Annotated in this window: 10 protein-coding genes, 2 tRNA genes and 1 pseudogene; 8 read left to right on the forward strand and 5 right to left on the reverse strand. The window is 61.4% G+C overall.

Features of this window, described 5'->3' with window-relative positions; all coding sequences use genetic code 11:
* Positions 1 to 36: 36 nt before the first annotated feature.
* Positions 37 to 1,509: an MFS transporter gene (locus GOB87_RS10540; protein WP_166316368.1), complete on the reverse strand. Its 1,473-nt coding sequence runs from the start codon at positions 1,507 to 1,509 to the stop codon at positions 37 to 39.
* 51 nt (positions 1,510 to 1,560) lie between these two features.
* Positions 1,561 to 1,634: transfer RNA gene (locus tag GOB87_RS10545), tRNA-Gly, on the reverse strand.
* Between the two features lie 254 nt (positions 1,635 to 1,888).
* Here GOB87_RS10545 and GOB87_RS10550 point away from each other — a divergent pair.
* The 3 genes from GOB87_RS10550 to nusG all read left to right on the forward strand — a co-directional run bounded on the left by GOB87_RS10550 (position 1,889) and on the right by nusG (position 2,856).
* Positions 1,889 to 1,965: transfer RNA gene (locus GOB87_RS10550), tRNA-Trp, on the forward strand.
* Between the two features lie 155 nt (positions 1,966 to 2,120).
* Positions 2,121 to 2,315 carry a preprotein translocase subunit SecE gene (gene secE / locus GOB87_RS10555; RefSeq protein ID WP_166316371.1) on the forward strand — a complete coding sequence of 65 codons (195 nt, stop codon included), beginning with the start codon at positions 2,121 to 2,123 and terminating at the stop codon, positions 2,313 to 2,315.
* A gap of 10 nt (positions 2,316 to 2,325) precedes the next feature.
* Positions 2,326 to 2,856, forward strand: coding sequence for a transcription termination/antitermination protein NusG (gene nusG / locus GOB87_RS10560; protein ID WP_166316374.1), 531 nt, complete (start codon positions 2,326 to 2,328; stop codon positions 2,854 to 2,856).
* A 188-nt stretch (positions 2,857 to 3,044) separates the two neighbouring features.
* Here the strand turns inward: nusG and GOB87_RS10565 are convergent, their stop codons facing one another.
* Together GOB87_RS10565 and zwf are read right to left on the reverse strand one after the other, a co-directional pair.
* Complete coding sequence (locus GOB87_RS10565) at positions 3,045 to 3,605, reverse strand: DUF2501 domain-containing protein (protein ID WP_166316377.1); 561 nt, start codon at positions 3,603 to 3,605, stop codon at positions 3,045 to 3,047.
* A gap of 111 nt (positions 3,606 to 3,716) precedes the next feature.
* Positions 3,717 to 5,222 carry a glucose-6-phosphate dehydrogenase gene (zwf, locus tag GOB87_RS10570; RefSeq protein WP_166316380.1) on the reverse strand — a complete coding sequence of 502 codons (1,506 nt, stop codon included), beginning with the start codon at positions 5,220 to 5,222 and terminating at the stop codon, positions 3,717 to 3,719.
* A 123-nt stretch (positions 5,223 to 5,345) separates the two neighbouring features.
* Here zwf and GOB87_RS10575 point away from each other — a divergent pair, with 123 nt between their 5' ends.
* The 5 genes from GOB87_RS10575 (at position 5,346) to GOB87_RS10595 (ending at position 10,164) form a co-directional block, all read left to right on the forward strand.
* On the forward strand, positions 5,346 to 6,368 hold the full coding sequence (locus GOB87_RS10575; RefSeq protein ID WP_166316383.1) for an aspartate-semialdehyde dehydrogenase: 1,023 nt from the start codon (positions 5,346 to 5,348) through the stop codon (positions 6,366 to 6,368).
* A 205-nt stretch (positions 6,369 to 6,573) separates the two neighbouring features.
* The gene (gene sdhC / locus GOB87_RS10580) at positions 6,574 to 7,050 is read left to right on the forward strand and encodes a succinate dehydrogenase, cytochrome b556 subunit (protein ID WP_166316386.1); all 477 of its coding nucleotides are present in this window, start codon (positions 6,574 to 6,576) and stop codon (positions 7,048 to 7,050) included.
* A 1-nt stretch (position 7,051) separates the two neighbouring features.
* Positions 7,052 to 7,462 carry a succinate dehydrogenase, hydrophobic membrane anchor protein gene (sdhD, locus tag GOB87_RS10585; protein WP_166316389.1) on the forward strand — a complete coding sequence of 137 codons (411 nt, stop codon included), beginning with the start codon at positions 7,052 to 7,054 and terminating at the stop codon, positions 7,460 to 7,462.
* A gap of 79 nt (positions 7,463 to 7,541) precedes the next feature.
* On the forward strand, positions 7,542 to 9,353 hold the full coding sequence (sdhA, locus tag GOB87_RS10590) for a succinate dehydrogenase flavoprotein subunit (protein ID WP_166316392.1): 1,812 nt from the start codon (positions 7,542 to 7,544) through the stop codon (positions 9,351 to 9,353).
* 28 nt (positions 9,354 to 9,381) lie between these two features.
* Positions 9,382 to 10,164 (forward strand): succinate dehydrogenase iron-sulfur subunit, encoded by a 783-nt coding sequence (locus tag GOB87_RS10595; protein ID WP_166316395.1) that lies wholly within the window; start codon positions 9,382 to 9,384, stop codon positions 10,162 to 10,164.
* A gap of 81 nt (positions 10,165 to 10,245) precedes the next feature.
* Here the strand turns inward: GOB87_RS10595 and GOB87_RS10600 are convergent.
* A pseudogene (locus GOB87_RS10600) lies at positions 10,246 to 11,682 on the reverse strand (tannase/feruloyl esterase family alpha/beta hydrolase); the annotation flags it as partial.
* Positions 11,683 to 11,788: the final 106 nt, after the last annotated feature.

Genomic DNA, 11,788 nt, shown 5'->3' on the forward strand with positions numbered 1-11,788 from the left:
CTGATTTCCCCCAAGAAACACCGTGATCGGGGTTTTTCAGCCCTGCGGCGAAGAATCGAATCCATCCGCCATGCGGCGCGCCACCCGCTGCGCGTGACGACTTGTTCCAAGAAGCGCAATCACACCCACAAGGACACCGCCCCCCGCAGCCAGCCAACACACTGACCGCATCAGACCAAGGAAATCCGCAGAAAGGCGTCCACCAACAGATGCGTGCAGCGCCTCAGCCGCACCAACGCTTCCCGCAATAGCCACACCCAGCGCCGTCCCGATCTGGCGACTTGTGGAAGCAACAGCCGCCGCCACGCCCGCCTGACGACGCGGCATGCCGGACACCGCCGCATTGGTGATCGGAGCGTTACAAAGCCCGAATCCCGCACCCAGCACAGCATAACCGGCCGCACGCCATTCCCATGAGACCGCCGCGTCCAATCCCGTCAGCATCAGCGGCCCTACAGTAAGGCCTCCGGCTGCCAGCAACAGCGGAAGACGCGCCCCCCGTGCGGCCACCAGACGGCCTGACAGAGGTGCACCGATCATGACCGCGACGGCAAGCGGCATCAATTCAAGCCCAGCCCGCCCCGGCGTCATGCCGCAATATTCCTGAAGATAGAGTGTATTGAGGAACAGCAACGACGCGAAAATCGCAAAACACAGAACAGCCAGAACCACGGAGGAAGCAAAGGGCGGCGAACGGAAAAAGCGCAGATCCAGCATCGGTTCGGCGCGGCGCCCCTCGATCAGCACGAAGCTCACGCTCCCGACAGCCGCGAGAACGAATAGCCCCCGAATCGGAAACGACCCCCACCCGAATCCCGGTCCTTCGATCAGAGCCGCTACAAGAGCCACCGTCGTCAATGCAGCAAGACTCTGCCCCGGAAAGTCGAATCGACGAGGCACCGGAGACCGCGATTCCGGGATGAAACGAAGCGTCAGAAGCAGCGCCATCACGCCAATGGGCAGGTTGATCCAGAACACCATGCGCCAGCCGAAGAGATCACTGATCGCGCCGCCGGCCACAGGTCCGATCGCGAGCGCGGCCCCCGACATCATCCCCCACACCCCAATTGCTCGCGCCCGCGCCGCCGGTTGCGTGAAAGTATTGGCAATGATGGACAGGGCCACGGGATTGAGCATGGCGCCCCCTACCCCTTGCAGAGCGCGCGCAGCGATCAGAGCGCCGCTGGAGGTCGCCATACCGCAAAGCGCGGAGGCGAGACAGAAAACGACAATTCCGGTCAGAAAAATGCGTCGCCTGCCAAAACGGTCGGCAAGGGTGCCCGCCATCATGAGCAGGGCCGACACCACCAGCGTGTAGGCATCCACAATCCACTGCAAAGCCGGAATCCCGGCGTCGAACGCCAGCCGGATCGAAGGGAGCGCCACGTTGACGATGGTGACATCCATCATCACGAGAAACAGACTCAGGCAACAGGCGCCCAGCACCAGAAAAGGACGGACAGGGGGAGATGACACGGCCAGCCTCGTATCGCCGGATGCCACACGCATCCCGCTCTGCGGGCAACGGACCCTGCATCCTCTATTTTAATGGGTGGAGAATGGAGCGGGCGAAGGGAATCGAACCCTCCTCAGAAGCTTGGAAGGCTACTGCATTACCACTATGCTACGCCCGCATCCTGTGGCGGTCCTTACTGCATTTCACACAAAACGGCAAGCCATTCGAACATCTTTGCATTCGAGAAACAGAAATTTCCGACATCTTTCCAAGGCTACAAATGGAGAGTGCGCAGCCTCGAAGGACAATCTTGTTTCACCCCCTTGACTTTGACCTCCCGACATATTCTTTTCCGCCAACTGTAACCGGGTCGTTGACCATCGGCTCCCCGCTCCCGGGCGGGGTCGAGCGTGATGACCGGGTGCAGTTCGCAGGGGTGTAGCTCAATTGGCTAGAGCGCCGGTCTCCAAAACCGGAGGTTGTGGGTTCGAGACCCTCCACCCCTGCCAGACGCGATCCGCGGCGCATTGACCAGCCTGTAAGGCGGCCAGTGCAAGGCGACCGCGGGATGACCGGTTCGCCCGGTCCGGGCGAGGTTTCCCGGCCTTGACGGGTGCGGGCGTTGTGCCCGTTCTCCTGACAGCCGCAACGACAAGGTTTTTTCGTGTCTGCGAGTCCAGTCAAATTTTTCCGTGACGTGGAGGCCGAGGCCAGACGGGTTACGTGGCCCTCACGGAAAGCGACGCTGGTCACGACGGGCGCCGTGCTCGCGATGGCTTCGCTCGCATCCATTTTCTTCTTCGTCGTGGATCAGGTCATCGGCCTCGGCGTTCGTGAACTTTTCGGGCTGGGAGGCTAGGAAGACCGGCATGGCCAAGCGTTGGTACGTCGTCCACGTCTATTCGGGTTTCGAGAAGAAGATCGCGACCCAGATCATGGAAGAAGCGGCCCAGAAGGGCCTCTCCGATCACATCGAACAGGTGCTGGTGCCCTCGGAAGAAGTGGTCGAGGTCCGTCGCGGCCAAAAGGTCAACACGGAACGCAAGTTCTTCCCCGGCTATATCCTCGTGAAGATGGAACTGACGGACGAAGCCTGGCATCTCGTCAAGGACACGCCCCGCGTGACCGGCTTCCTCGGTTCCAAGACGCGCCCGAGCCCCATTCCCGAGGCGGAAGCCGAGCGGATCATGAAGCAGGCGCAGGAAGGTGTGGAACGTCCCCGTTCTTCCGTCACCTTCGAGATCGGCGAACAGGTGCGTGTGGCCGATGGTCCCTTCACCTCCTTCAACGGTGTGGTTGAGGAAGTGGACGAGGACAAGCAGCGCCTCAAAGTCAGCGTTTCGATCTTTGGCCGTTCCACTCCGGTCGATCTGGAATACAGTCAGGTCGAAAAGCTCTGAGTTTCAGCGACACCACAGAATTCTGAACAGCCCCCGTGCGTTGCGCGGGGGTTTTTCTTTATCCACCGCTTCGCAGGGCTACGCCGCAAAATGCAAAAAGGGCGTAGCCGCCAAGCACCGACACGATGCTGGCTTGCTGCGCCCTCTTGTCCCGTCCGCCGCTCAGAAACGGCGGACAGTCGCACTTATCAGATAAGCGACTTGGACTGCTTGAGAACCATCTTGCACAGCTTGGAACGGACCTGGCTTTTCAGCGAATCGAGCGAGATCTGATTGCCATTGCCCGTCTGAAGCAGTCCCTGCTGACCGGCAGCATAGGACGAATCGCTGGTCACAGACGACTGACCCGTCAGCGCGCTCAGGGTGGACTGTGCAGCAGAGCTACTCACAAGCTGGTTCTGCACACAGTAGCTCAGCACACCCGTGAGATTGCTTGTGCCCACCGAGCTGAGCGACGGGATGCCCAGCGAACCCAGCAGGCCGGAACCGGTCGGCAGCAGACCACCTACACCCGAAGTTCCCGTAGCCGCTGTTCCAGCCGTGGTCGTGCCAGCGGCCGTGGTTCCCGCTGCGGTTGTACCGGCCGCTGTGCTGCCGGCAGCCGTGCTGCCACCGCCCAATGCGCTGTTGAGCGCACCCTGCGCCGCACCCTGTGCGACATTCCCCCATCCCTGAGCCTGCGCTGCCGAGGCACCCGTCAGAGCAAGACCGCCAACAAGCGCGAAAGCCGCAAAACGACGAATCATCATGAATATAATCCTTTCGGTCCGACCGATCCCGGAACAGGGAGCGCCCCTCTTCCGCTATGGCCAGTCGTGATGAATGTTCAATACGGCAGAAAGGCGGCGTGAGAAGGCATGTCAGCTTCCCACCTGCCCGTCTGTCTCCGTCGCCTTTTCCCACGCGCGACCATCACGCGCGAGGAGTTCCCGCGCTCCTGCGGGACCGTCCGAGCCGGCACTGTAGGATTCCGGCGCGCCACCGTCTTTCCATGCCTGAAGAACCGGCTCCAGCACCGCCCACGCCCGTTCCACGTTGTCCGCACGTTGAAACAGCGTGTGGTCTCCATGCAGGCAGCCATATAAAAGGGCCTCGTACCCCACATCCGGATGCACGGGCGAAAACTCACGCTCGAACATGCGGGCCACCATAGCCGTCTTGGACAGTCCCGGCCCCTGCGCCAGCCCTTCAAATCCGATCCGCACACCCCCATCGGGCTGGATGCGGAAGATGATTCGATTCGGTCGGTCGGCTCCTTTTACTTCCGCCAGTGCTTCTGCGGCCCGGAAGGTCACGACCACTTCCGTCACGCGACTGCCCATCGCCTTACCGGTGCGAAGATAAAACGGCACCCCTTCCCAGCGCGGTGTGTCCACATGCAGTTTTAGAGCGACAAACGTCTCGACCCGACTGTGCGGATCGACACCCGGTGTTGCCCGATAGGCTGGAACGGCCTCGCCCGCCACGACCCCAGCCTCATACTGTCCACGCACCACATCACCAGGCTGCACTGGCTCAATGGCTTCAAACAGCGCCTGACGGGCCTCGGACAATCCCGCTCCCGCCAGTGAGGTCGGCGGCTCCATCGCCACGAGGGAGAGAAGCTGAAAGAGATGGTTGGGCACCATATCGCGAAGCGCGCCGGTCGATTCGTAAAAGGCGCCACGGGTGCCGACCGTGATCGTCTCGGTGGCGGAGATCTGAACATTGTCGATGAAGCGACTGTTCCACACCGGCTCGAACAGCATATTGGCGAATCGGGTGATCAGGATGTTGCGCACCTCCTCTTTCCCGAGAAAGTGATCGATGCGGAAGATCTGCTCGGACTTCATCACCGCTGCGCACTGACGATTGAGCGCCTGCGCGCTGGCCAGATCCAGCCCGAAAGGCTTCTCCACCACAACCCGCCGGAAACTCGCTGGCGTTTCATCCAGAAGCCCCGCCTTCGCCAACTCTCCGATGACCGGGCCGAACAGACGCGACGGCACCGCAAGATAGAAGATGGCATTGCCGCTTACATGAGGCCGCAATCCCGCCAGCCCGTCCGATTCGGCAAAGTCGAGCCGCACATACTCCAACCGGCCTGCCAGCCAGTTCCATATCTCCGCATCAATGCCCGTGGCCTGAAACTCTGCCAGCGGATCGCGCGTGGTCTCGGCAAGGAAATCACGCAGCGAATCCCGCCAGTTCCCAGTGTCACCCTCAACCCGATCCACTCCCACAATGAGGAAAGCCTCCGGCAACAGGCCGCTTCTCCGCAAATCGTAAAGTGCGGGCACAAGCAGGCGACGAACGAGGTCACCCCGCGCGCCGAACAGGACAAGAGTCGCGGCGGGTGTGGATGAGGCAGTCGTGGCGGTCGTCATGAACGGGATACTCCCTCGATGGAGACGCGGCAGACGGCGGATACCGGCCTTTCGTCGCACGCCCCGGTGCTATAGGTGTCACCTCGCAATTCCGCGTCGGACGTGGAGAAGAGAGGAACGAACATGGGTTATCGCGTAGCGGTCGTGGGCGCGACAGGGGCTGTCGGGCGTGAAATCCTCAAGACGCTGCATGAACGGGAGTTTCCTGTCGATGATATCGTGGCGCTGGCGTCGCCACGCTCGACAGGACGGGAAGTCTCTTTCGGGGATCGCACACTGAAGGTGCAGAATCTCGAGACCTTCGATTTCACCGGCTGGGATGTCGGTCTGTTCTCGCCGGGCGCAAGCGTGTCGGCCATTCATGGCCCCCGTGCGGCGAAGGCCGGCTGCATCGTCATCGACAACACCTCCCAGTTCCGTATGGAGCCGGACGTGCCGCTGGTGGTGCCCGAGGTGAACCCCAACGATCTCAAGAAGGCCAAGCGCGGCATCATTGCCAACCCGAACTGCTCGACCATCCAGATGGTCGTGGCTCTCAAGCCGCTGCACGATCTGTTCACACTCAAGCGCGTGATCGTTGCCACCTATCAGGCCGTAGCAGGAGCGGGCACGGACGGGATGCACGAACTGGAACAGCAGACGAAAGGCACCTTCGTGGGCGATCCGCCCGTGATCGAGCAGTTCCAGAAGCAGATCGCCTTCAACTGTATTCCGCAGATCGACCGTTTCATGGATGACGGCGCGACCAAGGAAGAGTGGAAGATGGCGGTCGAAACCAAGAAGATCCTCGACCCGGATGTGTCCGTCATCGCCACCTGCGTGCGCGTGCCGGTCTTCATCGGTCACTCCGAAGCCATCGTGGCAGAGTTCGAGGAGCCTGTGGATCTTGCCCGCGCCCGCGAAGCCCTGCGCGAAGCCGAGGGCGTGGTGCTGCTCGACAAGCACGAGGACGGTGGCTACGTCACCCCCATCGAATGTGTGGGAGAAGACGCCACTTATGTCTCCCGCCTGCGCCTCGACCCCACCGTTCCCAACGGTCTGGCGTTCTGGTGTGTGTCCGACAATCTGCGCAAGGGTGCGGCCCTGAACGCGGTTCAGATTGCCGAGACCATGATCGCGCTCGATCTGTTGCCGAAACGACACTGATCGTTTCGATTTGCGACATATGTGTCCGCCATCAGGGCGGACACTCCTCGCGCCTATCCCATACATGCTCTCAAGAAACGTGATCTGCCCTCTCGGTCTCGTGTTTCTCCCTCGAATTGACCCGCCCCACCCCCGGGCGTAGGACCGATTTCGGAATGACGCCGTTCATGCACGGCGTCTGGTTGGACGAAACGACGAGGCGACGATGCAGGATGTTCGGGAAGCGCTCTATGTCGGGAGCCGCAGCGACGGCAAACTAATACGACGGCCCATGTCACCGCATCTTCAGGTCTACAAGATGCGCCTGTCGATGTTTCTTTCCATTTCCAATCGCATCACCGGTGTCGTCGCGACGGCCGGTTCCGCGCTTGGAGTGGTATGGCTCGCAGCACTTGCACGCGGTCCGAAATCCTTTGCCAAGGCACGCAAGGTAACAGGCAATCCACTGGGGCAGCTCGTGCTGTTCGGCTGGATCGTCTCGCTGGTGTGGCACACGGTCGGGGGCCTGCGTCACTTCATCTGGGATGCCGGTCACCGCTACGACAAGAAGGAACTCAACGAGGACGGCCCCGTGGCCATCGGCGTGATCGCCGGTGTCGGCGTTACGCTGGCCACCGCCCTTCTGGCCACATCGTGCTGCCGTGCGCGCCACCGCGCCAAGCTGCTGAAGAAGGCATCCTGAGATGAACGCAACGGCTCCTTCGCATCATACCGTGATGCGCTCCCAGCTCGGTCGCGCCCGCGGCCTTGGCTCGGGTCACTCCGGCACGGAATACTGGATTGTCGAGCGCGTCTCGGCCGCCAGCCTGCTGCCGCTGTCGGGCTGGTTCGTGATCCAGATGTTCCGCCTTGGCGGCGCGGATTACGAGGACGTGACGAAATGGGGCGGCAAGCCCGTCAACGCCACACTGCTCGCAGCCCTCGTCGCCACCAGTTTCTATCATGCCGAAGCCGGACTTCAGGTGATCGTGGACGACTACGTGCACGGCAAGGCCACAGCGCCTGCAAAGCTGCTGGTGCGTTTTGGCTGCGGCATCTTCGGTCTGCTGGGCCTCGTCTCCGTGCTGAAGCTCGCACTCGGACGCAAGGGCTGATCGCCATCATGTCCGGCGTGCATCGCCGGACTTTCATGCTGCTTATGACTGGTCGCAAGACAACGGGAGCGCCGTCACGATGAACGCAATTTCCTCTCCTTCGCGGGGAGCCTACCGCATTGTCGATCACGCCTATGACGTGGTGGTGGTCGGCGCCGGTGGCTCGGGCCTCCGCGCCACGCTGGGCATGGGCGCCGCAGGGCTCTCCACCGCCTGCGTCACCAAGGTTTTCCCCACACGAAGCCACACTGTCGCCGCTCAAGGCGGGATCGGAGCGTCGCTCGGCAACATGGCCGAGGACAACTGGCGCTGGCACATGTACGACACCGTGAAAGGGTCGGACTGGCTGGGCGATCAGGACGCGATCGAGTTCATGTGCCGCGAGGCGGTCCCCGCCGTGCACGAACTCGAACATTTCGGCGTACCTTTCTCACGCACTGAAGATGGCAAGATCTATCAGCGCCCCTTCGGCGGCCATATGAGCGACTTCGGCAAGGCCCCCGTGCCCCGCGCCTGCGCCGCTGCCGACCGCACAGGCCATGCGATCCTGCACACGCTGTATCAGCAGTGCCTCAAGCACAACGTCGAGTTCTTCGTCGAATACTTCGCGCTCGATCTTATCATGGACGCCGAAGGCGCGTGCCGTGGCGTAATGGCGTGGTGTCAGGACGACGGCACGATCCATCGCTTCAACGCAAAGATGGTAGTGCTGGCGACAGGCGGTTATGGCCGCGCCTACCAGTCCTGCACCTCGGCCCATACCTGCACGGGTGACGGTGGCGGCATGGTCATGCGTGCCGGCCTGCCGACACAGGACATGGAATTCGTGCAGTTCCACCCCACCGGCATCTATCCGGCGGGCTGCCTGCTCACGGAAGGCTGTCGTGGTGAGGGCGCCTATCTCACCAATTCCGAGGGCGAGCGCTTCATGGAGCGTTACGCACCGACGGCCAAGGATCTGGCGTCACGTGACGTTGTCTCCCGCGCCATGACGGTGGAAATTCGCGAAGGCCGTGGCTGTGGCCCGAAGAAAGACCACATGATGATGCATCTTGAGCATCTCGGCTCGGACCTGCTGCACGAACGCCTCCCCGGCATCATCGAGACCTCGCGCATCTTCGCCGGCATCGATGTGACAAAAGAGCCTGTGCCGGTGCTGCCGACCGTTCACTACAACATGGGCGGCATCCCCACGAACATTCACGGCGAAGTGGTGCGTCCCACCCCCGACGACGTGAACGCCGTGGTGCCGGGCCTGATGGCCGTGGGTGAGGCTGCCTGCGTGTCCGTGCATGGCGCGAACCGTCTGGGCACGAACTCGCTGCTCGATCTGATCGTCTTCGGTCGTGCCGCCGCCAAGCGCGCCGCCGAAGTGGTCAAGCCGAGCGACTTCGTCAAGCCGCTGCCGGCTGGCGCGGGCGAGGAAGCGCTGGATCGTCTGGATCGTGTGCGCAACGCTAAGGGTGGCACCCGCGTGTCCGAACTGCGCGATCGCCTCCAGCGTGACATGCAGACGCACGCCGCTGTCTTCCGCACGGAAGAAAGCCTCAAGGAAGGCTGCGACAAGATCCGCGACATCTGGAAGGCCAAGGACGACATGTCGGTGGCTGACCGCTCGCTGATCTGGAACAGTGACCTGATGGAAGCGCTTGAGTTCGACAACCTGCTTGCCAACGCCACCGTGACGCTGGAAAGCGGACTTGTTCGCCACGAGAGCCGCGGCGCCCATGCCCGCGACGATTACCCCGATCGTGACGACGTGAACTGGCTCAAGCACAGCGTGTCGTGGCTCAACGACAAGGGTGAGACGAACATGACGTATCGCCCCGTACACATGAAGACCCTCACCGATGAGGTGCAGGTCTTCCCGCCCAAGAAGCGCGTCTACTGACCCGCCGTCAGACCAAGGGAGACTGGACATGGTCGAACTGAGACTTCCGCGGAACAGCACGGTGGGCAAGGGACAGTTCTTCCCTGCCCCCGCCGGCTCGAAGAACGTGCGGACGTTCAAGATCTATCGCTGGACACCGGACGACGACAGCAATCCGGTGATGGACACTTATGAGATCGACATCGACGCCATCGGACCGATGGTGCTGGACGCGCTCATCCACATCAAGAACGACGTCGATCCGACGCTGACGTTCCGTCGCTCCTGCCGTGAGGGCATCTGCGGTTCGTGCGCGATGAACATCGATGGCGAGAACACGCTGGCGTGCCTCAAGCCGATCCGCGACATGAAGGGGGACATTCTCATCAACCCCCTTCCCCACATGCCGATCGTCAAGGATCTGGTGTCCAACCTCGACGGTGCTTACGCCCAGCTCCGCTCCATCGAGCCGTGGATGAAAGCCGACAGCGCTCCGCCGCCCGATGGCGAGCGCCGTCAGTCGCCGGAAGAACGCGCCAAGTTGGACGGCATGTGGGAGTGCATCCTGTGCTTCTGCTGCACCACGTCCTGCCCGTCCTACTGGTGGAACGGGGACCGTTACCTCGGCCCGGCTACGCTGCTCGCGGCCTATCGCTGGATCGCGGACAGCCGTGACGAGCATCAGGGAGACCGGCTGGACTCGCTGGAAGACACGTTCAAGCTTTATGCGTGTCGCACGATCATGAACTGCACGCAGACCTGCCCGAAGGGTCTGAACCCGGCCAAGGCGATTGGCCGGATCAAGGAGTTGCAGGTCGAGCGCAAGCTCTGAGATCTGCCGCAGGTTGTGAAAAAGGGCGTCGGAGGGGAAACCTTCCGATGCCCTTTTTTTATCGGAGCAACGCCGTGTCCCTTATGGCTGACGCGCAGGCACGACACAGGCAAAACTCGCCGCATCGTCCATGTTTCCATGACCGTCATAGCGGGCGACACTCGGCCACGCGCAGAGCGGACGGGTGCGCACGACTTTACCATCCATCACACGGGACGCGATGAGTTTTTCCGGAGCCTGATGACGGCTGACCCAGTTGTCCATGGCGCCAAGTTTACTGAACGTGTCGCAACCGGCTCCGCCGTAACAATGACCCATGCCGGGGATGACAATGAGCCGCATCGCATCCTTTGCGGCCGGGTCGGCATGTTTGAGCACGGACTGATAATATCCTGCCAGTTGCTCAGGATTGTGGCCGTCATTCCAGCCAATATACATCAGCAACCGGCCGCCATGACGAAAGAACGGTTCCAGATTGTCATCGACGTGCAGCAGCGGCCCGACCTTTCTGGTCGCCTCAGCGATGTCCGTGTCCCAGTTGAGAGTCGTCCAGTCCCAATTCGGATTCTGAAACGCGGCATATTTGAAAAGATCGAGCGCTACTGGAAACGCTTTTCCATCGGCGGAAAAACCGTCCTCGCTGCCTTTTGCCGGTCCGGGGAAAATCACCTCTCCCGTACGCGGGTTGACCGGACCACGGTAGATCTGTTCCGCCGCCTGAACTTCCGATGCGGTCAAACACTCAGAACTGTCCGCGCCTGTGCAGAGAAGCTGCTTGGGCGTGAAGGTGCAGGCATCTGGCTCATCAAGAAAGCCCTGCTTTTTCCCAACCGGCGTGGCGCAGGCATTCATCACCGCCTTATTGAGCAGTTGGAATTTCTCACGCGCCACCCGCAAAGCCGGGTTGTGATAGCTCATCCAGCCCGCCCAAAGCTGTTCGGCATTGAAATTGACGATCGGATTGGGAGGCGCACCCGCGACGATGCCATCGTAATCGTCCGGATAGCGTTTCGCTTCGATCAGACCTTCCAGTCCCCCGAGAGAACAGCCGATCCAATAAGCGTGGGACGCATTTTTTCCATAGAAAGCGTGAATCAGGGATTTGGCTGTGGTCGTCATGAGATGATCGGCGCGATACGCGTAATCAATCAGCTTCTCCGGATGACCGAGAGTAAAGCGTCCACCCTGCCCTTCCGGCGTGGCGCTATCATGGCCGGTATCGGTGCTGGCGACGGCATATCCCTCACCCACACCCGTGATCATTCCGTCATACATCAGCGAACCGGCCCAGCCGAAATTGCCGACACCCAGCAGCTTGCCGTTCCACCCTTTCAGAGGCAGCCAGACTTCCGTGCGTATCTGGGAGTCCGAAGAAGGACGAAGGGTGAGGGCCACGCGGCAAAAAGCAGGATTCGCAGGTTGGGTGGGATGCCCTGCAAGATTCATGCCGGGCGCGGTCATGATGTGTGAGAGCTGATTCTGTGGAGAGCGCCAAGCCCCTGCCTCAACGGTCTCGACGCGGATTTCTCACATTTTGTCTGAAGAGTGTTATTCTCTGTTCTGAGAGCTGTGTCCTGTGCGTCTGATCTGGAATGACAACGGCATTTTGCCTCTGGAGGCAGAT

It is taken from the genome of Acetobacter estunensis (assembly GCF_011516945.1).
Classification (GTDB): domain Bacteria; phylum Pseudomonadota; class Alphaproteobacteria; order Acetobacterales; family Acetobacteraceae; genus Acetobacter; species Acetobacter estunensis.